We start from the raw sequence: 22,304 nt of genomic DNA, 5'->3' as shown, positions 1-22,304 counted from the left end.
GCCCGACATATCGTCTTGGGTAATGGACAGCCGACCGCCGGAAGGCCGACATGACCGATATCACTTTGGGTGGCTTTTTGTTCGTCTGCGCCGTAATCCTCATTCTCGTGGCAGCGTGGAACAGCGCCTCGCGCCACCCGAAGTCGAAATGCGGACGGTGCGACGGCACAGGGAAGCTGTACTCCGCCTTCCTGCCCTGGCGTTGGAGGGATTGCCCGAACTGCAAGGGTGGGACCTTCGATCGCAGCAATAAGAAGTAGGCGAGGCCACCGACCAGCCGCGGTGATCGGCAGCCGCTCGATTCCGCCGGGTCAGGTTGGGTCGTAGGCGAGGTTGGGGCGGAGCCAGCGTTCTGCCTCGGCCAGGGGGAGGCCGCGGCGGGCGGCGTAGTCGGCCACCTGGTCGCGGTTGATCCGGCCGACGGTGAAGTAGCGCGAGTCGGGGTGGGCCAGCAGCAGGCCGCTAACCGCTGCGGCTGGAGTCATCGCGTACGACTCGGTCAGACCGATCCCCAGCGGTTCGGCGCCGAGCAGGTCGAAGAGCTCGCGCTTCTCGCTGTGGTCGGGCGTGGCCGGGTAGCCGAGTGCGGGACGGATGCCGCGGAAACGCTCGGCGTGAAGGTCCGAAATGACGGGGTTGGCATCGGGTTCGTACCAATCGCGGCGGGCCCGCAGGTGGATGTACTCGGCGAACGCCTCGGCCAGGCGGTCGGCCAGAGCCTTCACCATGATGGCGCGGTAGTCGTCATGCTCGGCCTCGTACGCGGCGGCCAGCTCGTCGGCGCCGTGGATGGCGACAGCGAAACCACCAAGATGGTCGCCGGCCGGAGCGACGAAGTCGGAGAGGCAGCGGTTGGGGCGGCCTTCCGGCTTCGCGGTCTGCTGGCGGAGCATCGGCAGGCGGACCCCGTTCACCACGATGTCGTCGCCCTCGGAGTGGGCGGGCCAGAAGCCGTACACCCCGACTGTCCGGAATGTGCCGTCGGCGATGATCTGATCGAGCATCGTGTTCGCGTCGTCGAAGAGCTCGCGAGCCTCGGGCAGGTCGAGAATCGCCGGGTACTTACCCTTCAGCTCCCACGCGAGGAAAAGGAACTGCCAGTCGATGAACTCCCGCAACTCGGCGATCGACGGTGTCACAGTGTGCACGCCGGTGAACGCCGGCACGGGCAGGTCGTCGAAGCCGATCTGGGACCGGTTGGCCCGGATCTGGGCAAGCGTGAGCAGCGGTTGCCGTACCCGCGATTCGTGCAGTTCGCGCAGGCGCGCCTGCTCTGCACGGGTGTCGGTGGCAAGAGTCTCGGCCCGATCCGGGTCGAGCAGGTCGGAGACGACGCCGACCACCCGCGACGCGTCGAGGACATGCAGCGTGGCGGAGTTGTAAGCCGGGGCGATCCGGACGGCGGTGTGCTGGCGCGAGGTGGTCGCGCCGCCGATGAGCAGCGGTGTCTTGAGCCCGCGCCGCTGCATCTCCGCCGCGACGGTCACCATCTCGTCCAGCGACGGGGTAATCAGCCCCGAGAGGCCGATCACGTCGGCGTTCGCGGCGATCGCCGTGTCCAGGATGACAGACGCAGGCACCATCACCCCAAGGTCGATCACCTTGTAGTTGTTGCAGCCCAGCACGACCCCGACGATGTTCTTGCCGATGTCGTGCACGTCGCCCTTGACGGTCGCGAGCACGACGGTGCCCTGCCCCCGCCCGGTGTCCAGGCGCCCCTCCAGCCGGGCCTGCTCCTTCTCCGCCTCCATGTACGGCTCGAGATACGCGACCGACCGCTTCATCACGCGCGCGCTCTTCACCACCTGCGGCAGGAACATCTTGCCCGAGCCGAACAGATCGCCCACGATCTTCATGCCGTCCATGAGCGGGCCCTCGATGACGTCCAGCGGACGTTCCGCCTGCTGGCGGGCCTCCTCGGTGTCGGCCTCGATGAAGTCCACGATGCCGTGCACCAACGCGTGGGCGAGTCGCTCCCGTACCGGCGCGTCCCGCCAGGCCAGGTCGACCACGCGGGCGGTGCCGCGGCCGCTCACCGTCTCGGCGAAGGAAACCAGCCGGTCGGTGGCGTCGGCCCGGCGATCGAAGATCACGTCCTCGACGAGTTCCAGCAGGTCGGCCGGGATGTCCTGGTAGACGGCGAGCTGCCCGGCGTTGACGATGCCCATGTCGAGCCCGGCCCGTACGGCGTGGAAGAGGAAGGCGGAGTGCATCGCCTCGCGGACCACGTCGTTGCCGCGGAAGGAGAAGGAGAGGTTGGAGATGCCGCCGCTGGTCCTGGCCCCGGGGCAACGCTCCTTGATGAGCGGCAGCGCGTCGATGAACGCCTTGGCGTAACCGTTGTGCTCGGCGATGCCGGTGGCCACGGCCAGCACGTTGGGGTCGAAGACGATGTCCTCCGCGGCGAAGCCGGCCTGCTGGGTGAGCAGGTCGTACGCGCGGGCGCAGATGGCCACCTTGCGCTCGGTGGTGTCCGCCTGGCCCTGCTCGTCGAAGGCCATCACCACGACACCGGCACCGTAGTCGCGTACCCGCCTGGCCTGCGCGAGGAAGGACTCCTCGCCCTCCTTGAGGCTGATCGAGTTGACCACACCCTTGCCCTGGACGCACTTGAGCCCCGCTTCGAGGACGCTCCACTTCGAGCTGTCCACCATGATCGGAACTCGGGCCACTTCCGGCTCGGTGGCGATGAGATTGAGGAACGTGGTCATCGCCTGCTCGCTGTCGAGCAGGTCGGCGTCCATGTTCACGTCGAGGATGTTCGCCCCGCCGCGCACCTGCTCCAGCGCCACATCCACCGCGCCCTGGTGGTCGCCACCCTCGATGAGCCGCCGGAATCGGGCGGAACCGGTGACGTTGGTCCGCTCGCCGATCATGACGAAGCCCGTGTCCGGCCCGATCGCGAACGGCTCCAGACCGCTGAACCGGGTGGCTGTGCCGGGCGCGGGGATCTCGCGCGGAGCCAGCCCGGCGACCGCCGAGGCGATGCGCTCGATGTGCGCCGGGGTCGTCCCGCAGCAACCGCCGACGATGTTCACCATGCCCGCGCCGACGAAGTCCGCCAGCAGATCGGCGGTTTCCTGCGGCGTCTGGTCGTACCCGCCGAACGCGTTGGGCAGGCCCGCGTTGGGGTGAGAGGCCACGTACGTCCCGGCGAGTCGGGCCAGTTCGGCCACGTGCGGCCGCATCTCGGTCGCGCCGAGCGAGCAGTTCACGCCGACCACCATCGGCTCGGCCCGCTCGATGGAACGCCAGAACGCCTCGACGGTCTGCCCCGACAGGGTGCGCCCGCTGAGGTCTACGATGGTCACCGAGATCCACAAGGGCAGGTCAGGGGCGACCTCGCGAGCGGCGGCGATCGCTGCCTTGGCATTGAGCGTGTCAAAGATCGTCTCGACGAGCAGCAGGTCCACCCCGCCCTCGGCCAGCGCCTCGATCTGCTCCGCGTAGGCGGCGCGCACATCATCGAACGTCACCGCCCGGTAGGCCGGGTCGTCCACCCGCGGCGAGAGGGAAAGCGTGACGTTCAGCGGCCCGATCGATCCGGCCACGAACCTGCCGCCGAACTCGTCCGCCGCCTGCCGGGCGAGCTGCGCACCGCGCAGGTTCATTTCCCGTACGTAGGCTTCGGCCCCGTAGTCGGCCTGCCCCACGCGCGTCGCGGTGAACGTGTTCGTGGTGGTGATGTCGGCACCGGCGGCCAGATACTGCCGGTGCACATCGAGGATGAGGTCCGGCCGGGTGATGTTGAGGATGTCGGGGTCGCCGGTGAGATCACGTTCGTGCCCGGCGAAACGCTCGCCCCGGTAGTCCTCTGGTGCCAGATTCGCACCTTGAAGCATCGTGCCCCACGCGCCGTCCAGGACGGCGACCCGCTCGCTCAGCAGGTTCCGCAGCGCATTCGTCCGGTTCACAGAGAGGCTCCTCCCACGGTGGGAGGCGACCTTGAGAGGGTGGTTCCAGCCGAGCGTGGCGGGCTCCCGCCCGTTGCAGCGCCTCTCGACCTGTGACGATATTACCCGAGCCCGCACCCCTTCTGCCGGAACTCAAAGATCTTGCGAGCTCTTGAGCGCGACTGGCGTTGACGAAGGGAATTGGAGGGGGCGATCTCAAACGGTGCAGGCATCGCCAGCCAGCGGATCGCCTGCCGTCACGGCTCGGCGATGTCCAGGGTGACCTTGGACAGCGGGCGGCCCACGCACGTCAGGACGTAGCCGTCAGCCTTCTGTTGCGGCGTCAGGCAGTTCGGCCCGTTCATCGCGACCTCCCCACCGCGGAGCTTCACCATGCAGTCCCCGCAATTGCCGACCATGCACGAGTACGGCATCGGCAGCCCTGCCGCGAGCCCGGCGTCGAGAAGCGTCTGGCCGGGCTCGACCACCACGGAGCCGACCTCGTGCGCCCCGTCCTCGACGACCAGTTCCTGCGGCGCGGTGGCCGCGGAGGTCGTGTCCGCCCCGCTGATGTAGCGCTCGTGGTGCACGCGGTCGTCCGGCACACCGAGCTCGGTCAGGACGCCCTGGACCGTGTCCATCAGCGCCTCGGGCCCGCACATGTAGTACCGGGCGTCTTCTGACGGCCGCAGCTCGGTGAGCCAGCTGCGTGCGCCCGCGGCGTCGAGCCGCCCGTGCTCCTGCGTCAGGACGTGCGTGACCGACAGCCGCTCGGGGGTCTCATTTTCCAGCCGGAGGAGCTCGTCGGCGAAGATGACCTCCTCCTCGCTGCGGTTGCTGTAGAGCAGCGCGATCCGGCCGGCCGCCGGCGCCGCCAGCAGGGTGCGGATCATGCTCATCATCGGTGTGACACCGCTGCCCGCGGCGACCAGGACGACCTCGTGCGCCGCCGCCGGATCGGCGTGGAACGCCCCGGACGGACCGCGCACCGACAGCCGGTCCCCGGCGCGCAGGTTCCGGTGGACGTGGGTCGAGAACCGGCCGCCTTCGACTTGCTTGACCGTGACCTCCAGCCGCGATGCCCCAGGCGCCGACGACGCGGAGTAGGCGCGCCGAACCGGTCGGCCGTCGATGTCCGTGACCAGCGTGAAGAACTGCCCGGGTCGGAAGTCGAAGGACCTCGGGCGCTCGGCGTCTTCCAGCACGATAGTGACCGCGCTGGGCGTCTCCCGGCGTACCTCGGCGATCCGCACCTCCCGCAATGGGTCCCCCGCCGCGGGCTCGACGGCGGGACGCTTCAGCCGTGAGCCGACCTCGACGTCCTCGTAGCCCTCCTTCTGCAGCCCGGACCGGTAGGCGCGGTTCATCACCAGCCGCAACACCCGGCTGATCCCGGGGATCCCCGCGACGACCTTGAGCACGCGAGCGAGCAGGCCTCTCTCGGCGTCGGCCATGTTCGCGGCGAGGTGGTCCCCGGCCAGCGCCATCAGGTCCGGCACCGTGCCGCGCTCGAGGTGCGCGGCCGCGGTCCACACCCGCGAGCGCGTCACGGCGTCGCTGGCGGTCACTTCGGCGTGTTCGACGTCGATGAGCAGCGCCGCGTGCGGGGGCGTCCCGCGCAACGCCATCGTCTCCAGCAACGCGGGATCGTCGGTGATCGAGCCCCGGCCGCTGACGTGCAGCACGCCGGTCCGGCCCGGGACGAGGGCGGCGAACGAGAGCCGGTCGTCCTGGACAAGGTTGTGGAGGCTGTCCGCGCGCTTGTTGCCCTTGCGGTCCGGGATGACGAGCGTCCGGCTGTCGAGGATCCACGCGACGGTCTGCCGGTCCCCGCGCGGACTGGTGTCGCTGCCGCCCGATTTATCCCACGTGGACAGAGCGAGGAACGGGGCGGCGGCGAGGAACTCGGCGACGCCGGGTCCGCACAGCGGGCCCTCGCCCTCGACCTCGGGCACCGGCTCGGCGGGAGCGGGCGGCTGCCACAGGCGCGAGCGGATGACGGCCTGCGCACAGTGCACGTACGCCTCTTCGACGTCGACGAACGTCTCGGCGCCCTTCCGCTTGGCCACGGAACCGTTGACGCGCAACGTCTCCCCGACGCCCGGCAGGAGGAAAACGAACGACACCGGGCCGTGCGCCTCGCCATCGGGCAGGGTGAACGACATCCGCGTGGGCGAGTGGACGCGCACGAATCCCGGTGTGCCGCCGATGAACGTCGTACGGCTGACGCCGTCGGCGTCGCGGTAGCCGAAGCCCGCGAGCGGGCAGCGCGCCAGGACGATCCGGCAGCCCTCGTCGAGAGCGCTGATCTGCTTCAGCATGACCATCGACGGCGGCTGCCCCAGGGTCGCCTCGACCTCGTCGACCGTCGTCATGCGGTGGAGTGTGCTCAACTGCATCGAAATCCCCCTCAGCCCGGCGCGGACCAGCCGTGCCGCCAGTAACCCGCGAACGAGATGTCCGCCTTCGGCACGCCGCGGTCGTTGACGAGGTGCCGCCGCACCGACGTGGCCAGCCGGGACTCGCCCGCGACCCATGCGTAGACGCGGCCGGGCGGCATCGCCGCGCGGCGAAGCGTTTCCAGCACAACGGCTCCCGGTCGCTGGTCCGGGACGTCGTCGCGGTTGAACCAGTGGATTCGCACCCCGGGCGGGGCCACCACGTCACGCACGTCGGCCGCCGTCGGCACTTCCAGGTAGACCTCTGCGGTCAGCGACGGCGGCACCTGGTCGAGGATCGCCAGGATGGCCGGCAGCGCGGTCTCGTCGCCGACGAGCAGTTGCGACCGCGCATGCCCCGGCGGCCGGTACGTGGTGCCCATGTCGAAGATGCCTGCCGGGTCCCCGGGCCGCACCCGGCGCACCCACGACGACATGGGGGAGTCGCCGTGCAGGGCGAACTCGATGTCGATCTCGTCCTCGGCGGGCCGGGCGCGACGGATCGTCAGGTTCCGGACCTGCGGGCGAACCGACTTCGGCATCAGCAGCACCTGGGCCATCCACGCCTCGCTCGACGCGGTCGGCATACGCAGCGCGGTCTGGCCCTCGCGCGGGAAGAACAGCCGGACGGCCTGGTCGCCACCGGCCACGATCAGGTCCTGCAGCGCCAGGCCGCCGAGGGTGACGCTCGCGAAGCCCGGCGTCAGCGACTCGCGGCGGCGCACCTCCAGCGTGATCATCGTGCGTGACTCCGGCAGGCGCGCCTTCGGGATCACGAGACGCCACCTGGTCTCTTGTTTTCGCAGCTCATTGCACTATTGTGAGCATTAGCTCAGGTATTTTCTACTCGCTTTTCGCCGCCCTCGAGGAGGACCAGGATGCCGTCGGCAGACCGCCGCCTAGAGCCACGTCGGAAGCCCCGCCAGGTGCGCGCCGAGCTCACGCGCGAGCGCATCCTCACCGCGGCTGCTCACGTTTTCGCCGAGTACGGCTACGCCGCCGGCACCACCAACCGCATCGCCGAGCACGCCCGCATCTCCATCGGCTCGCTGTACCAGTACTTCCCGAACAAGGACGCCATCCTCGCCGAACTCCTGATCCAGCACATCGACCGCGGCACCTGGACCAGCGCCGACGAGCTCGACCTCTCGCCCGGGACGCTGGAGGCGACGGTCCGGGCGCTCATCCGGGACGCGATCGACAATCACAGCGACGATCCCCAGCTGCTCCGGGTGATGGTCGAGGAGGCGCCGGTCTCCCAGGAGCTGCTCGACACGATCGACCGGCACGGGAAGCTGCGCACGGCCCAGGTCCGCGACGTCATCGTCCGGCACCCCGACATCCGCGTGGGCGACCCCGACGTCGCCGCGGAGATCATCCTGTTCACCGTGGAGATGAACACGCACAAATTCATGGCCGCTCCGCGGACCATTCCCGTCGAGACGTTCGAGAACGAACTGGTCGCCATGGTGACCCGCTACCTGCGCGGGGATCAGTAGCCGCGCCTCGACGGAGCGGAACTGTCGGTGCCGCCCTCTACCTTCTCAAGCAACGACGAGGAGGTTCCGTGTTCCGCCAGGGAGACATTCTGATCATGCCGGTCGACGGCGAGTCGGTGCCCGAGCAGCTGCAAGCCGCGTCCCGGGATGCGCGCGGTCGGCTGGTTCTGGCACTTGGCGAGGCGACCGGGCATGCGCATGCCATTCCGGGTCCCGGCACGTTGCTTTTAGGCCGGGATTCTGGAGTTCCCGAGTTCCTTCATCTACCGGAGGGCGGACGGCTGGTGCATGAGGAGCATGCCGCCATCTCCCTGCCGAAAGGATGGTTCCGGGTGGTGCGGCAGTGGGAGTACGTGCCCGGCAGCTACCGCCGATACGTCGCCGACTAGAGACACGGCCGGTCCCGTTGCCCACCCCCCGACCACCAGGAAACCCATGACCACCCTTGCCCTCCAGCCCGAGCTGGCCGCGTGTCTCGCCGACGCCGTCGATCAGTGGGATCTCGTCGCCCACGCCACCGGACCGGCGAACCGTGCCGCCGCCGAGGAAGGCGTCCGCGCCGCATACCGCGATGCCGGGCTGCCCGAGCCGGAGCAGATCATCTGGTTCGCCTCGCCGGCGCAAGCCGCCGTAGCCGCCGTTGTCCTCGCCGGTGACACAGAAGCCCGCAGCACCCTCCGGGGATCGAACGCCCTCCCCCCGGCGCTCCACGGGCTGGTTCCCGGGTCACTCGTCCGCGACCTCGTCAGAACCCAGCAGTGGGAACGGGTCCGAGCCCAGGCTGTCTCCCTGCTCACGCCCGTCGCCTGGGCTGCGACGTGGGAGTTCATCAACGCTAACTGCTGGCCGAGGGTCAACCGGCTTGTGGGTGAGATACGGCGAGGCATCGGTCAGCTGGCCGCCGGACCCGCGGATACCGCCGCGGCTGCGGAACCGACCGTGCCAGAGGCCGCCCGTCGGCCGGAACCGGGCGGCCAGGCAGAAATGGACGGTCATCTCGAGGCCCTTCTTCGCCGCGCGACGCTCGGCGCGGTTCTCGGGCAGCACGACGCTCCTTGGCTCGCGTTCTTTGAGGGCCTCGGGCAGTCCTTAGAGATCGATCTCAGCTCGATCAGCGGCCTGATGCGCGTGGCACGGGAAGCCGGATGGTGGTGGCCCTTCGAGCGGGTCGTCCTGATTTGTGAGCGCCCGGCCGAACTGCACCGTGACGACCTGGGGCGCCTGCACCGAGCTGTGGGACCTGCGCTCGCCTTCCCGGACGGGTTCGCGCTGCACGCCTGGCACGGCATGCCCGTCCCTCCGGAGTTCGGCGCCACCATGGCCGACCTGTCCGCGACGAGCATCCGGCTGGAACCCAACGCCGAGCTGCGCCGGGTGATGCTCGAACACTACGGGCTCGATCGCTACCTGAAGGAGTCCGGAGCCGCCGCCATTCACAAGGATGAGACTGGGGTGCTCTGGAGGGCCGAACTCGCCGACGACGAGCCCCTCGTCATGGTCGAGGTGGTCAACTCCACGCCGGAGCCCGATGGCACACGCCGAACCTACTTCCTGCGGGTGCCGCCGTGGGTCACCAGCGCACGCCAAGGCGTCGCATGGACCTTCGGCTTATCCGCGGAACAGTACGATCCGGTGCGGCAGACCTGATCAACATGGCCAGTCGGCGGGCACGCGTTCGAGCAGGCCGCCGGCGAACGTGCGGTAGAGGTCGAGCGGTTCGAGATGGACATATCCGATGTGGCAGTCGCACACGGGAAGCGGGCACGGCCGGGGCCGGAGTGCGCGCAGAGCTGACCCGTCGTAGAGGTTGCCGATCGTCTGCGTGACGAAGTGACATCGCCGCACCGTGCCCTCGCCATCGACGGACACCACAGTCTCGCCGGTACGGCAAGGCAGCCCGAAGCTGCGGTGCGGCTGCCTGCTGTAGTTGAACAACGGGTCGATGGCCGTCCAGATCGCCGCCTCCTGATCGGAGTAGACATGGCTTTCGGCGGCGTTGATCCACAGATAGACCTCGGCAGGCAGTTCCGCCCGCAGCCGCCTGGCCTGCTCGACCTGGTCGGGCACGCCGACCACGCCCACGCTGAATCGCACTCCGCGGGTGAGCAATTCCCGACACCTGGCCAGGAACCGGTCGTGCGTCACCTGGCTGGGATGGTAGGTGACCCAGAGGGCGAGCGTGTCCAGGTTGGCTCCGGCGAGCCAGTTCAGCCGGCCGCTCAGGTTGGTCTGGATGGCCACCCTGGCAACGTGGGCCAAGTGACTCAGTTCCACCATCGCCGCGCGGTACCACGATCGGACGAGCGCCTCACCCCACGGCGTGAACAGCACCGAGATCGGAAAGTCCTGCGCCGCGACCCAGCCGGTGAAGCGGGCCAGCGCCTCCCGGTCGGCGCGTAACCGGGCGGGGCTGTCGCGACGCTTCGCGAAGGGGCAGTACGCGCAGTCGTAGTCGCAGCTGGCCAGCGGACCCCGGTAGAGAATGGTCAGCTCCCGGGGCCTGCGCACGTCACCAACCGGCGGCACGTCCACGTGCCGGGGCGTGATATCCCATATCGACAGCGGCACCCGCCCGCTGGCGGATGCCGACTCTCCAGCACCCTCAGCGGAGGCCATAGAAACCCCGTCCCAATGCGTGTCAGCGGAGGTCATAGGAATCCATCAGGCCACGGACCCCATCCGAGAAGAGGGCAGGGCCGATGGCGTCGGAATACGCCAAGCCCTCGGGAGTCAGCCTTACGTGAGTGAAGTCGTCCTCCACCCAGCCGCGTTCCGCCAAAGCCTCGAGTGGGAAGTCCTCAAGTGCGTCGCTGCCGAAACGTTCCCGGTAGGAGGCGCGGTCGAGGCCTTCCGCCTGTAGCAGGGACTGGATGAGGTGACGGCGGCGGCGTTCGGCGTCGTCGAGGGCGAAGCCGATGTTGGCGAAGGCGAACGCGGGCTGCGGCAGTTGGACGAACTCGTCGATGATCGCGCGTACGTGGCGCACGCCCACGGCGTACTCGAAGGAGTAATGCAGGCGTGACGTGTACGAACGGGCGCCGCAGCCGAGGCCGACCATGCCGTCGCGCTGGCAGCAGTAGCCGGTGTCGGAGGCTGTGCCGGGCAGCCGGAACATCCGCATGGAGACCTGTTCGTAGCCGGAGGTCAGCAGGTGGTCCCGGCCCTGGCGGTAGAGGGTGAGGCGCTGGTCATCCCAGTCGCGGCCGTGTCGTCCCAGGCCGGTGAGCGGTCGGACGTAGAGCGGGTAGAGGTAGATCTCTTCCGGGCGCCAGGCTAGGGCGGCGTCGAGGGATTGGCGCCAGGTCGCGGGCGTTTGGCCGTCGATGCCGTAGATCAGATCGATGTTGAGCGTGGGAATCGCGGCCGTGCGGATGGCGGCCAGGGCGGTTTCGACGTCGGCACGGCGTTGCGGGCGCAGTGCGGCTTTGGCCTCGGCGTCGACGAAACTCTGTACGCCGATCGAGATGCGCCTGGTTCCGTGTTCGGCGAGGACCGCCAGGCGATCGGGGGTGGCGGTGGCCGGGGAGGTCTCGATCGCGAGCGGGGTGGTGGAGAAGTCGGCGCCCATGGTCTGCTCGGCCAGGTCGAGAAGCCGGGACAGTTCCGCCGCCTCCAGGTAGGTGGGCGTGCCGCCGCCGATGGCCGCGGTGGCGAAGCGGGTGGTGGGCGGCAGAGCCTGGCGCACGACTTCCGCCTGACGCTGGAGCGCGTCGAGATAGGAACTGACGAGATCCGCCGGGGCGCCGGTCCTGGTGAACAGATTGCAGAAGCCGCACCGCATCTCGCAGAAAGGGACATGCAGGTAGAGGGAGAGCGCATCGGTACGCTCGTCCGCCCAGACCTCCTTGAGCGGCGGGCGCGGATCAAGCGGACGGTACGCCGTTTTGTGTGGATAGGCGTAGACGTACCCTTCGTAAGGCCTCACGGCCACTCTCCTGGTTGAAGCACGAATTCGCCGTACGGGACCGTCCAGACCACCTCATGGCCGATGCGGTGACCGACATATCCGTCTTCGCCGTAAGCGGTCCCATGATCCGAGCAAACGATGGCCAGGCATGGCCGGCGGGCGGTCATCAAGGCGAAGAGGCGGCCGATGTGCCGGTCGACGTACTCGAGCGCGGCGGCGTGCGTGGCGCGCGAGTCGTCGGTCGCGCCGGGCAGGTAGAAGTAGTTCGGCTGGTGCAGTGCCGACACGTTGACGAGCAGGAACACCGGCTCCGCGCGGTCGTGCACCACACGCTCGGCACAGGCGATCTGCTCCTCGAAGGAGGTCGGCGACGTGACCCCGTACGACGGCTGCCAGTGCGACTCGGCGAACATCGACGGCAGTGCCGTACCGAGCGGGGTCAGCTTGTTGAAGAAGCCGACGCCTCCGACGCACACCGTGTGGTAGCCCACGCCGGCCAGCCCGCCCGGCAGATCGCCCGCGTCGAATACCCAGGTGCCCGCGGCGGTGGTCTCGCTGCCGGGGAAGGCGGCGGCGAACAGCCTGGGGTGCGGACCCGGCTCGGCCGGGGTGGGCAGGAACCCGGCCAGGATCGCCGCGTGCGCGGCATAGGTGAAGCTGCCCGGCGAGTGCCGCCGCTCCCACCCGCCCGGCAGCACGCGCGCCAGCGTGGGGAGCCTGCCCTGGTCCAGCAGCTCAGCCGTGACGTCGTAGCGCAGGGTGTCGATGGTGATCAGCAGCAGGTCGTGCGTGCCGATGATCGCGCGCATGTCCCTCATGCCGCCTGCCAGGGCGAAAGGACGCATGCCACCTGCGCGCCGTAGCTGTCCAGATCGCGGACACCGCTCTCGGGGAGTCCGGTGAGCCGGGGCAGCAGGTCCCCGAAGGCGTTCACCTCCGCCACGGCGAAGCGGCGCCAGGTGATGCCCACCATCAGGTCGACGCCGACCATGAGCGAACCGGGAAAACAGGCGGCCGCCCGCGAGCAGATACGCATGGCTCGCTCCCAGCCCTCCGCCCCCAGCCGTGCCCGGACCTGCTCCAGATCACCACGAGCGCCGCCCAGGTGCAGATTGCTCATGGGACTACGGCCAGCGCGAACAACGACATGCGTGGGCCGCCCGCCGATCACGACAACGCGGAGGTCGAACACGTGCCCGTTCCACGAGGCCTTAGGGAACCACCGCTCCACATGCAGACCGTCGGGAGCGAGCGCATCGATGATCATGGCCAGCTCCGCCTCGTCGGTATATGTACGCACGCGAAGCGAGTTGTGCAGCTCTCCCGACCCAACGAGCTCGACGGAACTAACCGCGTTGACCTGACCACCCCGAACCTGGAGCGCCACGACTCCCGAGGCGGACGAGCCGTGGGCCGGCTTGACGAACACCCTGCTCCAGCCCGCTCGTGTCATGAGCTCGCGCAGGTGGGAGTAGCCGTCGATAGGCGCGGCGAGAGCAGGCGGGACGGGCACACCCGCGGCCAGCAGGCGGGCGTGGCAGCGCCGCTTGTCGAACATCACGGCGATCTCCTCGACGTCCCCCAGCAGCCGAGCGCCCGGCGTCCGCGCCACGGCCAGCCGCACCCGCTCAAGACCGCGCACGAACGCGGCATGCCATGACGCCCCGCCCCCAACCCGGGTGGGCGAGCCGGGACCCCGCAACAACGCGTCGGCCTCGGCGTCCTCACCGGGCGAGTCGACACGGACGAGTGCCCCCTCCGGAATGCGCACCTCCGCCCCGGCGAGCACGTCACGCCAGGCGACTACGGATGGTTCGGGCAGGCCGTGGGCGCGCAGCGCAGACGTGAACATGTTCACCCGCCGATCCCCCGGCGTGCCGACGACCGCAAAGGACGGCATCCGGGGATCGGCGGCGCCGGCCACCGTCATTCGGACACCTCGATGTAGCGCCAGTCGTCCTCAGGATCCTGCCGGTCGGACAGGTCGACCTCGACGCCACGGAGCCCGTCCGCGACATTCGCGGCCATCTCCTCACTCAGGTAGTGATGACGGAGGTTGAGCCGCTTGAGGTGGGTGAGCGGCTGGCCGGACAGCAGCGCCTCGGCGCCCGCGTCGGTCAGGACGCCCATGGACAGGTCGAGCGACTCCAGCCGGGCCACGATCGGCGCGGTGGCCACGGCAGCGGCCACGTCGTCCTGCCGCACGCTGTCCTGCAGGCCCAGATGGGTCAGCGCGGGCAGGCCGCCGCCCGCGAGGATCGCCGCCCAGTCGTCCGGCCCGGAATCCCCCTGGTACTGCTCGTCACCGAGCCACAGTTCCAGATGGCGGAGCGCGGGCAGCGAGGACGCGCCGATCGCGCGGACCACGGCGGCGGGCAAGCCCCCGGACTCGAAACGGAGCGTCTCGAGCGCGGTGTGGACGACGGGCCGCAATCCGAGCCCGTCGCCGCCGCGAACGTCGAGTCGCTTCAACCGAGGGTAGGCGGTCAAGAGGGGCGTCACGTCGGCCTGCCCGATCCAGGAGATCTCGGACTCCTCGCTGACATAGTCGCCGAGGAAGATCGCCTCCAACGCGGGGAGCCGGGGCGCGGCCTCGACGAGCAGCCGGACCGGCACATCGGCCCGGTCGTCGTTGTGGGCCCACCCCCACGTGCCCACGACGAGCGCCCGCACCTCATCGCAGTCGTCCCACTCGAGCAGTTGCTCAAATGTGTCGGCGAAGGTCCCCTCATCTTCCTCGTACGAATCCCCTTGGACGCGCCAGGCGACCTGCGAGGCCGTCAAACCGGCCTCCTGGTCGACGTAGCGAACGGGCAGGCCGTGGAATTCGGTGAGATGCGCGTGGATCACTTGGACTCCTCAGCGAAGGCGGGGAAGTCAATTTCTAGCAGCCGCCGCCGACAAAGACGCCCGCCTGATCGAGCGGTACCCCGAGCTGCGGAAGCCATCCTCCACCAACCTCGCCGTACAACGCCGCAAGTCCGCCAATGAAGCCGATCGTCCGGACTTCGGCGTCTTCCTGCTGCTAGCCGACTCGCCCTGCGCCGGATCAGTTCGCCCGGCGCCGCGCCTTCAGGCCGGGATAGACCTCCTCGGCCGGCACCGAGCGCCGCCACAACTCCTTGAAGCTGAAGGCTTTGCGCATGATGATCTCCTCCTTGGCGATCAGGCGCTCGCCGTACCTGGACCTGTAGTCGCGGTCGAACCGGCCGTCGTTCTCCCGGGGCGTGATGAGCATGCGCCGGCCTTCCTTGTCCGTGGCCACGTAATAGTCCTCCAGGAGGGTGCCGTTCTCCTCCCTGATGCGGGCAAGGTCGGCGATCTTGACCTGGATCCCGGCGCCGGCGTGGGCCGCCACGATGGCGGCCGCCGAGTCCCACTCGCCCTTGTCCAGGACGAAGACCCGCCGGACCTTGAGGCCGCTCGCCCGGATGGACCTTTCTGCGGAAATCCTGGAAGAACGGATGGCCCGAGGCGCGCAGCCTGTTGAAATGCTCCGCGACGGCGACGACGAACGTCAGGTCGTCCTCCCTGAGCGCCTTGATCTTCGGCCCTGGCGGGATGCCGTTCGACCTGTGGTCGTGATCGGCCCCGCAGGTCAGGTGGTCCGAGGAGAACCCACGTCGTCGCGGAGCCCTATACGTTCCCGATAAGATCACTTTCTGTTAGTTTGCGGCAATATTGCGGTCTCTCGCGTACTAGATCCTTCTTGCGACCGATTGGACGAATAAGGATCTTCTATGTCCCGTTTGCTGGCCTTGACCATCGGGCTGCTGGCCGCCGTGGCCCTGCCCGCGATCCCCGCCCACGCCGATACACCTGACGGCACGCTCTCGCTCCGGACGGCGAGCGTGAAGGCGGGTGACCCGATCGAGCTGTCCTACTCCACGCCGCGCCCCGACTCCAAGAACTGGATCGGCCTCTACACCGACCCGGGCAACGGACCCGTCGACCAGAAGTTCGTCGGCCCCTCGCTGAAGTGGGTGTACATCCCCTCCAGCTCGGGCACGGCCACCCTGCCCACCAGCGGGCTCGAACCGGGCAACTACATCACCTACGCCCTGGCCAAGGACGGCTACGGGTGGCTGGCACAGCCCGCGAAGCTGAAGATCGTCAGCAGCGAGCCGCTCCACTTCGTGACCGGTGAATTCACCCTGCGCAACGCCCGCGCCAAGTCCCCGTACACGGCCAGCGTCACGGGCACGGTCCGCGGCGAGGCGACCTTCAGGAAGGTGAACGGCCCGGCCTGGGTGCGGGTCGGCCAGGACGGCGCCGTGACCGGCACGCCGCCGGCGTCGGCGTCGGCGAAGACCGCCACCTTCACGTTGGAGGCGCGCAACGACGCCGGCGAGAGCGCCACCGCCACGGTCTCCGTCCGCGTACGGCCTCCGGGCGGCCCGCTGGTGCCCCAGCTCACGACGATGTCCTGGAACCTGTGGCACGGCGGCAGCCAGGTCAAGGGCGGCCGGGAGAAGCAGCTGAAGTTCCTGCTCGACCGCGACATCGACGTGGTCGGCCTGCAGGAGACGTCATCCACGTCCGCCAAGGAGCTGGCCGAGGCACTCGGCTGGGACTACTACCAGGCGGGCGCGGACCTGGGCATCATCAGCCGGTACCCGATCGCCTCACGCGGGCCGCTGCCCTCGGAGTCGGGCCTGGTGGGGATCAACGCGAAGATCAAGCTGGACGACCGGCACGAGGTGGCCATCTGGAACGTGCACCTCGGCTACACCCCGTATGGCCCGTACGACGCGTGCTTCGGGAAGTTCAGTGTCGAGCGGCTGATGGCCAGGGAGGCCGAGTCGAAGCGCACGCGCCAGATCCAGGAGATCATGTCGTCCATGTCCGGCGACCTCGCGGCCGCGGGTCGTACGCCCGTCCTTTTGACCGGCGACTTCAACGCCCCCTCGCACCTCGACTGGACTCCGGAGACCAGGAAGTGCGGTTACGACTCCGTGCCCTGGCCCACCTCGCTCGCTCCTGAGCAGTCCGGGATGAAGGACTCCTACCGCGTGGCCCACCCCGATCCGGTCGCCGACCCCGGCATCACCTGGTCGCCGATCTACACCACGTTCACCGGCGGGTACGGTCACGACAGCCACAAGGGTGAGCCCGAGCCGCAGGATCGCATCGACTTCATCCACTACAAGGGCGATCTCACGGTGAAGTCGTCCGACGCGGTCGTCGAGGGCACCCCGGCACCGATTCCGAACCACCAGAACAACGCCTGGACCACCGACCACGCCGCCGTGCTGACCACGTTCATCGTCGGCTGACCGGGCCCAGCGCTCGCGGGCTCGCGCTCGCCAGAGGCGATGATCAGATGATGCGCGCTGTCTTTCAGGACCGCGGAGACTAGACGCCAGGAACCCCGCCGCCGAACTCCGGTGAGCGGGGTTTCTGCGTTCGGGCCTGATCCTCCACCAGAGCGGCGAAACCGTCGAGATGGCGGGCAAGGCCGTACTCGAACAATCCGTCCACGTCCGACACCTCTTCCCCGGTGATCGTGGCCAGCAGCGGAAATCGTCCGGAGTGGAGGAGCTCGTCGGCCCGCTGCCGCTGTGTCAGCCACCACCGGTCGAGCGTCACACCCGTCTCCTGCTCGGCTTCGACCTCATCCGCAATGGACAGCGCAACGGTGAGGACCAGTGCGTGCAGCGTGAGCGCCTCGCGAATCCGTGTCGTCATGGGCAGCCCAAGCCCGTCGAGTGCGCGCAGGGTCCACTCGGTGTGCGCCATCATGTTGGGCACCAGCAACGGGCGCATGAACGAGACGGCCCTGGGCAGCCAGAGGTGTCGCCGGCACAGCTCCCATTGCCGGCGGGAGATCAGTTCGAGCTTGGCTCGCCACCCCTCTGGCCCCGGGACGGGTAGCTCTGCTTCACCGAAGGCCTCATCGGCCATCTGCATCACCAATTCGTCCTTGCTGGCCACGTGCCGGTACAGCGACATCGGACCGGCGCCGAGCTCAGCCGCGAGTCGCCTCATGGACACGGCGTCGAGTCCCTCGATGTCGGCGATCGCGATGGCGGTGCGGAGGACATGCTTCCGGTTCAGTGGCTGCTTGGGGGCGCCGGCCCGCCGTGGTCTCGGTGGCGTGGTAGGGCCGACTGACCGCGTCTGGCCCATGAGGGTGCTGACCACCGTGCCGGCGCCGACCTTCGTTTCGACCAGCCCGTCGTCGCGGAGGGTGGCCATCACCTTGGTCGCGGTCGCAACCGCGACGCCCCATCGCTGAGCGATCTGCCGGATGGAAGGCATGCGATCGCCGGGCCGCAGGTCGCCGGTCAGGATCCGGGCACGGATCTCCGCGACGATCCGCCGGTACGGCGGTTCCGGTCGCTGCGTTGACGACGGCATAGGAGCCCTCCGATTCGCTGTCCGTCAAGAGTGAACTAGTTCAATCTCTCCAGTACTAGTTCACTTTAGCTCGCCAAACCTAGGAATATGCTGGTTTTCCCTCCAGTCATGAATACGATGTACGCATGACAGCCGATACATCGTACGCATCAGTGCGACAGGCGGATGACGCAGATCAGCAGGCGTTGCTGGACGTCCTCACCGAGGCGTTCATGAACGATCCCCTCGTCTGCTGGCTCTTCCCCAAGGCCGCCGAACGAGGTCATCTCCAGTCGCACTTCTACCGCCCCCTGCTCACCCATCCCGCCGCCGAGGCGTATCTGGCCGGCCGTCTCGAGGGCGCCTCGGTATGGCTGACGCTGGCCGCGGGCCAGACCCCGCATGAGGAGCAACCGGACGCATCCGAGGCGGGCCAGCACGCGGTCTTCGGTACGAACGGCGCGCGGTTGCTGGCCCTGGGCCAAGCGCTGGCTCCACGGCACCCTGATCGCGAACCGCACCTCTACCTCCCCTGCATGGGGGTGATCAGCGGGCGGCAAGGATCCGGACTCGGCTCGGCGATGTTGCGGCACCGGCTGGCGCGAGCGGACGCCGACGGGCTCCCCGCCTATCTGGAGGCGAGTTCTCCCCGGAGCCGTGCCCTCTACCAGCGGCACGGATTCGAGGACCTCGGTGAACAGGTTCGCGTGGCGGACAGCCCACTTCTGTGGCCGATGTGGCGCCCACCGCAGCATTGACCGCCAACTCACAACACCCGTCCAACAGACAAGGAGAACGTCAATGACAACGAACCATGAAGCCGAGACCCGCGACGCCGGTCGGCGACCGCCGACCCTGGTGTTCATCCACGGCACCAACTCCTCCTCGACCTGGGCTTCGGGGCTGACCAACGAACTCACCCTGCGCGGGCACCGGTGCGTGGCCGTCGACCTTCCGGGACACGGCCGCGAGGCGTTCTACCCCCGTTCGTACCAGGCCCCGCAGGACCTCGAGGCGCTGGCAACCGAACCGTCGCCGCTCGCAAAGATCACCATCGACGACTACGTCGAGCGCGTTGTGGATGTGGTGCGCCGCGCCCGCCGCCACGGGCCCGTGATCCTTGTCGGCATGAGCCAGGGTGGCGTCACCGTGAGCAGAGTCGGCAACGCCATCCCCGAACTGCTCGATCGGGTGGTCTATGTCGCGGCGTACTGCTGCGTGGACCTGCCGAACGTGGCCGCTTATCTCGAAACGCCGGAGAACAGCGACAGCCTGCTCCCCCAAGTGGCCGCGGCGATGGTTGCCGATCCAGCGGTGCTAGGGGTGAGCCGGCTCAACTGGCGCTCGGCCGACCCGGCGGTGTTCCAAGGCGTCAAGGATGCCCTGGCCGGAGACTTTACCGACGAAGGGGTGAGCCGGCTGCTCAACATGCTCGAGCCAGACGAGACCGCCGGCATTCCCATGGCTGAAGCCCGGGGCGAAGCACACACCTGGGGCCGCATTCCCCGGACGTATGTGCGCCTCACCCTCGACCGGCTGATTCCGCCGGCGCTGCAAGACCGATTCATCAACGAGGCCGACCGCCTCACTCCGGACAACCCCACTGACGTGCGAAGCGTCGCGGCACCCCATGTCGGCCCGTTCGACCGACCTGAACTGGTGGAGATCTTCGCCGAGCTCGCCGGCCACTGACCCAGCGCGCCCCGAAACGGCCGGCCGAGCTGATCGTGCCGAGCCGCCGGTCCAGTACGGCCCACAGCCGTCCTTCCCGCGCAAGACCGGCCCGCCGCCCTTCAGGCGTACTTGCCGCCCCCAACATCCAGATGCCGCGCCACTACGAGCGGCGCGGTCTCATCGCCGAGCCGCTGCGCGGCCTGGGCAGGGGATGGCGAACCCCGACTGCCGTACAAGCGAGGCGGGGTTGTCGCACGTCAAGGGCTACTTGAGGAGCTGGCGGGCCATCACCATGCGCTGGATCTGGTTGGTGCCCTCGTAGATTTGGGTGATTTTGGCGTCGCGCATCATGCGTTCTACCGGGTAGTCGCGGGTGTAGCCGTAGCCGCCGAGGAGTTGGACGGCGTCGGTGGTGATGTCCATGGCGGCGTCGCTGGCGGCGCATTTGGCGGCGCTGGAGAAGAAGGTGAGGTCCTTTACGGGGGTGCCGTGCATGGCGAGTTCGGATTTGGCGGCGGCGGCGTAGGTGAGTTGGCGGGCGGCTTCGAGTTTCATGGCCATGTCGGCGATCATGAATTGGAGGCCCTGGAAGTCGGCGATGGGGCGGCCGAACTGTTTGCGTTGTTTGACGTAGCCGATCGCGTAGTCGAGGGCACCCTGGGCGATGCCGAGGGCCTGGGCGGCGATCGTGATTCGGGTGTGGTCCAAGGTGGCGAGGGCGGTTTTGAAGCCGGTGCCGGGGGCGCCGATCATGCGGGTGGCGGGGATTCGGACGTTGTTCAGGATGACCTGGCGGGTGGGGGAACCCTTGATGCCGAGTTTCTTTTCCTTGGGGCCGAAGGAGACGCCCTCGTCGGATTTTTCGACGACGAAGGCGGAGATGCCGCGCGGGCCGGCGGTCGGGTCGGTTACGGCCATGACCGTGTAGTACTCGGAGATGCCGGCGTTGGTGATCCAGGATTTGGTGCCGTTGAGGATGTAGTGGTCGCCGTCGGGGACCGCGCGGGTTTTCATGGCGGCGGCGTCGGAGCCGGCTTCGGCTTCGGAGAGGGCGTAGGAGAACATGCCGTCGCCGCGGGCGACCGGGGTGAGGTATTGGGTTTTGAGTTCCTCGGATGCCGACAGCAGGAGAGGGACGGTGCCGAGTTTGTTGACGGCGGGGATCAGCGAGGAGGAGGCGCAGGCGCGGGCGATCTCTTCGATGACGATGACGGTGGCCAGGGCGTCGGCGCCGGCGCCGCCGTATTCCTCGGGGATGTGGACGGCGTGGAAGTCGGCCGCGACCAGGTCTTTGTAGACGTCGGCGGGGAACTCCTCGTTCTCGTCGGCGGCCGCGGCGCGGGGGGCGATCTTTTCGTCAGCGAGGGCGCGGACGGCTTCGCGCAGCATCTCGTGCTCTTCGCTGGGCGAGTAGAGAGGCACACTCATAACAGAATTGTAGGACGTCCAACTATTGGTCGGACGCGGGGTGGGTACCCACGCCCGGAGGGTCGGCGTCGGACGTTGAGCGGATTGCCTTGACGCTGGTGGCAAGGTTCTAGCGTGCTCGCGACGGATGTCGAGAAACCGGAGGCATGACGGTGAAGTTCGGGACCACCTACAGCACGGCTGCCTACGGAGCCGATCCCGACAGGATCGCGGACTACGCTCGGCATGCCGAGGAGTGCGGCTTCGAGTCGCTCTATGTGCCCGAGCACATCGTGCTGTATCCCGGCGCGAAGTACGGGCCCTTCGACCTCCCGACGTCGCTGCCGTACGCCGATCCGCTCGACTTGCTGGGCTTCGTCGCCGCGGCCACCCAGCGGATCCTGCTCGGAACGGGTGTGCTGCTGCTGCCGTACCACCATCCGGTGATCCTCGCCAAGCGGCTGGCCACCATCGATGTGCTATCCAGGGGGCGGATGCGGCTGCTGACCGTTGGGCTCGGCACCCTGCAGGGCGAGGCCCGGGCGGTGGGGGTCGACTTCGCCAGCCGGGGCCGACGCGCCGACGAGGCGATCGACGTGCTGCGGCTGCTGTGGGGCGGTGGCGAGGAGGGCGTCGGCTTCGCGGGAGAGTTCTTCGCTTTCGAGGAACTGTGCAGCTTCCCGAAGCCGTCCGGGGTCGCGCAGCTGCCGATCCACGTCGGCGGATCGAGCCGGGCGGCCGCGCGCCGGGCCGGGCGCCGCGGCGATGGCTATTTTCCGGGCGGGGCGCTGGACGCCCGGGAGCGGGCGGTGCAATGGGAGCTGGCCCGGTCGGCCGCCGCCGAGGCGGGGCGTGATCCAGAGTCGCTCGAGTACACGCGGTGGGGCGCGATCGACATGGGCGAGGAGGACGTCGAGCGGCTGGCCGCGCAGGGCGTGACTCGGATCGTGGTGAGCCCGGCCGCCGTCGAGCCGGACGCGCAACGGGATGAGCTGTCGGCGTTCGCCAAGCGGTTCGCCCTGCTCGATGCCGCTGCTACCTGACGGGCATCGTGGTGCGTGGCGGGAGGTGCGCTGTCGGGTGGCCCGGGGTGGGTGTTTAGCCTGGGATAACATTCCGGGACGCAAAAAGTGGGCAAATGAGGGGA

The 22,304-nt window shown here is 68.6% G+C and carries 18 protein-coding genes; 7 read left to right on the top strand and 11 right to left on the bottom strand.

Features of this window, described 5'->3' with window-relative positions:
• Positions 1-311: 311 nt before the first annotated feature.
• The 3 genes from metH to Aple_RS40000 form a co-directional block, all read right to left on the bottom strand.
• Positions 312-3,914: a methionine synthase gene (gene metH / locus Aple_RS40010; RefSeq protein WP_155349984.1), complete on the bottom strand. Its 3,603-nt coding sequence runs from the start codon at positions 3,912-3,914 to the stop codon at positions 312-314.
• Positions 3,915-4,150: 236 nt separating this feature from the next.
• On the bottom strand, positions 4,151-6,268 hold the full coding sequence (locus Aple_RS40005; RefSeq protein WP_218038739.1) for a 2Fe-2S iron-sulfur cluster-binding protein: 2,118 nt from the start codon (positions 6,266-6,268) through the stop codon (positions 4,151-4,153).
• 35 nt (positions 6,269-6,303) lie between these two features.
• On the bottom strand, positions 6,304-7,107 hold the full coding sequence (locus tag Aple_RS40000) for a siderophore-interacting protein (protein ID WP_155349982.1): 804 nt from the start codon (positions 7,105-7,107) through the stop codon (positions 6,304-6,306).
• A 102-nt stretch (positions 7,108-7,209) separates the two neighbouring features.
• On the opposite strand from Aple_RS40000, the gene Aple_RS39995 reads away from it, so the two are divergent.
• The 3 genes from Aple_RS39995 (at position 7,210) to Aple_RS39985 (ending at position 9,477) form a co-directional block, all read left to right on the top strand.
• The gene (locus tag Aple_RS39995) at positions 7,210-7,830 is read left to right on the top strand and encodes a TetR/AcrR family transcriptional regulator (RefSeq protein ID WP_155349981.1); all 621 of its coding nucleotides are present in this window, start codon (positions 7,210-7,212) and stop codon (positions 7,828-7,830) included.
• A 68-nt stretch (positions 7,831-7,898) separates the two neighbouring features.
• Positions 7,899-8,219, top strand: a complete 321-nt coding sequence (locus Aple_RS39990; RefSeq protein WP_155349980.1) for a DUF8820 family protein — start codon at positions 7,899-7,901, stop codon at positions 8,217-8,219.
• A 46-nt stretch (positions 8,220-8,265) separates the two neighbouring features.
• On the top strand, positions 8,266-9,477 hold the full coding sequence (locus tag Aple_RS39985) for a DUF6745 domain-containing protein (protein ID WP_155349979.1): 1,212 nt from the start codon (positions 8,266-8,268) through the stop codon (positions 9,475-9,477).
• On the opposite strand, the gene Aple_RS39980 is transcribed toward Aple_RS39985, so the two are convergent.
• The 6 genes from Aple_RS39980 to Aple_RS39955 all read right to left on the bottom strand — a co-directional run bounded on the left by Aple_RS39980 (position 9,478) and on the right by Aple_RS39955 (position 15,095).
• Positions 9,478-10,482 carry an STM4011 family radical SAM protein gene (locus Aple_RS39980; RefSeq protein ID WP_373869693.1) on the bottom strand — a complete coding sequence of 335 codons (1,005 nt, stop codon included), beginning with the start codon at positions 10,480-10,482 and terminating at the stop codon, positions 9,478-9,480.
• Positions 10,469-11,755 (bottom strand): STM4012 family radical SAM protein, encoded by a 1,287-nt coding sequence (locus Aple_RS39975; RefSeq protein WP_246265078.1) that lies wholly within the window; start codon positions 11,753-11,755, stop codon positions 10,469-10,471. The genes Aple_RS39980 and Aple_RS39975 overlap by 14 nt, the downstream gene beginning before the upstream one ends.
• On the bottom strand, positions 11,752-12,555 hold the full coding sequence (locus tag Aple_RS39970) for an STM4013/SEN3800 family hydrolase (RefSeq protein WP_425544269.1): 804 nt from the start codon (positions 12,553-12,555) through the stop codon (positions 11,752-11,754). Before Aple_RS39970 ends, Aple_RS39975 begins: the two co-directional genes overlap by 4 nt.
• Positions 12,552-13,667 carry an STM4014 family protein gene (locus Aple_RS39965; protein ID WP_246265077.1) on the bottom strand — a complete coding sequence of 372 codons (1,116 nt, stop codon included), beginning with the start codon at positions 13,665-13,667 and terminating at the stop codon, positions 12,552-12,554. Before Aple_RS39965 ends, Aple_RS39970 begins: the two co-directional genes overlap by 4 nt.
• Positions 13,664-14,587, bottom strand: coding sequence for an STM4015 family protein (locus tag Aple_RS39960; RefSeq protein WP_155349976.1), 924 nt, complete (start codon positions 14,585-14,587; stop codon positions 13,664-13,666). The genes Aple_RS39965 and Aple_RS39960 overlap by 4 nt, the downstream gene beginning before the upstream one ends.
• Before the next feature lie 199 nt (positions 14,588-14,786).
• Complete coding sequence (locus Aple_RS39955) at positions 14,787-15,095, bottom strand: hypothetical protein (RefSeq protein ID WP_155349975.1); 309 nt, start codon at positions 15,093-15,095, stop codon at positions 14,787-14,789.
• A gap of 382 nt (positions 15,096-15,477) precedes the next feature.
• Here Aple_RS39955 and Aple_RS39950 point away from each other — a divergent pair, with 382 nt between their 5' ends.
• Complete coding sequence (locus Aple_RS39950; RefSeq protein ID WP_155349974.1) at positions 15,478-17,013, top strand: endonuclease/exonuclease/phosphatase family protein; 1,536 nt, start codon at positions 15,478-15,480, stop codon at positions 17,011-17,013.
• Between the two features lie 79 nt (positions 17,014-17,092).
• On the opposite strand, the gene Aple_RS39945 is transcribed toward Aple_RS39950, so the two are convergent.
• Positions 17,093-18,097, bottom strand: a complete 1,005-nt coding sequence (locus tag Aple_RS39945) for a GntR family transcriptional regulator (protein WP_155349973.1) — start codon at positions 18,095-18,097, stop codon at positions 17,093-17,095.
• Positions 18,098-18,222: 125 nt separating this feature from the next.
• Here Aple_RS39945 and Aple_RS39940 point away from each other — a divergent pair, with 125 nt between their 5' ends.
• Both Aple_RS39940 and Aple_RS39935 read left to right on the top strand, forming a co-directional pair.
• Positions 18,223-18,834 (top strand): GNAT family N-acetyltransferase, encoded by a 612-nt coding sequence (locus tag Aple_RS39940; RefSeq protein ID WP_155349972.1) that lies wholly within the window; start codon positions 18,223-18,225, stop codon positions 18,832-18,834.
• Positions 18,835-18,934: 100 nt separating this feature from the next.
• Positions 18,935-19,768: an alpha/beta fold hydrolase gene (locus Aple_RS39935; protein WP_218038738.1), complete on the top strand. Its 834-nt coding sequence runs from the start codon at positions 18,935-18,937 to the stop codon at positions 19,766-19,768.
• Positions 19,769-20,014: 246 nt separating this feature from the next.
• Here the strand turns inward: Aple_RS39935 and Aple_RS39930 are convergent, their stop codons facing one another.
• Positions 20,015-21,178 carry an acyl-CoA dehydrogenase family protein gene (locus Aple_RS39930; RefSeq protein ID WP_155349970.1) on the bottom strand — a complete coding sequence of 388 codons (1,164 nt, stop codon included), beginning with the start codon at positions 21,176-21,178 and terminating at the stop codon, positions 20,015-20,017.
• A 146-nt stretch (positions 21,179-21,324) separates the two neighbouring features.
• Here Aple_RS39930 and Aple_RS39925 point away from each other — a divergent pair, with 146 nt between their 5' ends.
• A complete protein-coding gene (locus Aple_RS39925) occupies positions 21,325-22,200 on the top strand; it encodes a TIGR03619 family F420-dependent LLM class oxidoreductase (RefSeq protein ID WP_170321906.1) in 876 nt (291 codons plus the stop codon).
• Positions 22,201-22,304: the final 104 nt, after the last annotated feature.

Origin of the sequence: Acrocarpospora pleiomorpha, assembly GCF_009687885.1 — a bacterium.
GTDB lineage: Bacteria > Actinomycetota > Actinomycetes > Streptosporangiales > Streptosporangiaceae > Acrocarpospora > Acrocarpospora pleiomorpha.
Note: the sequence above shows the minus strand (reverse complement) of the source record. Positions and strands in the feature narration are given on the sequence as shown.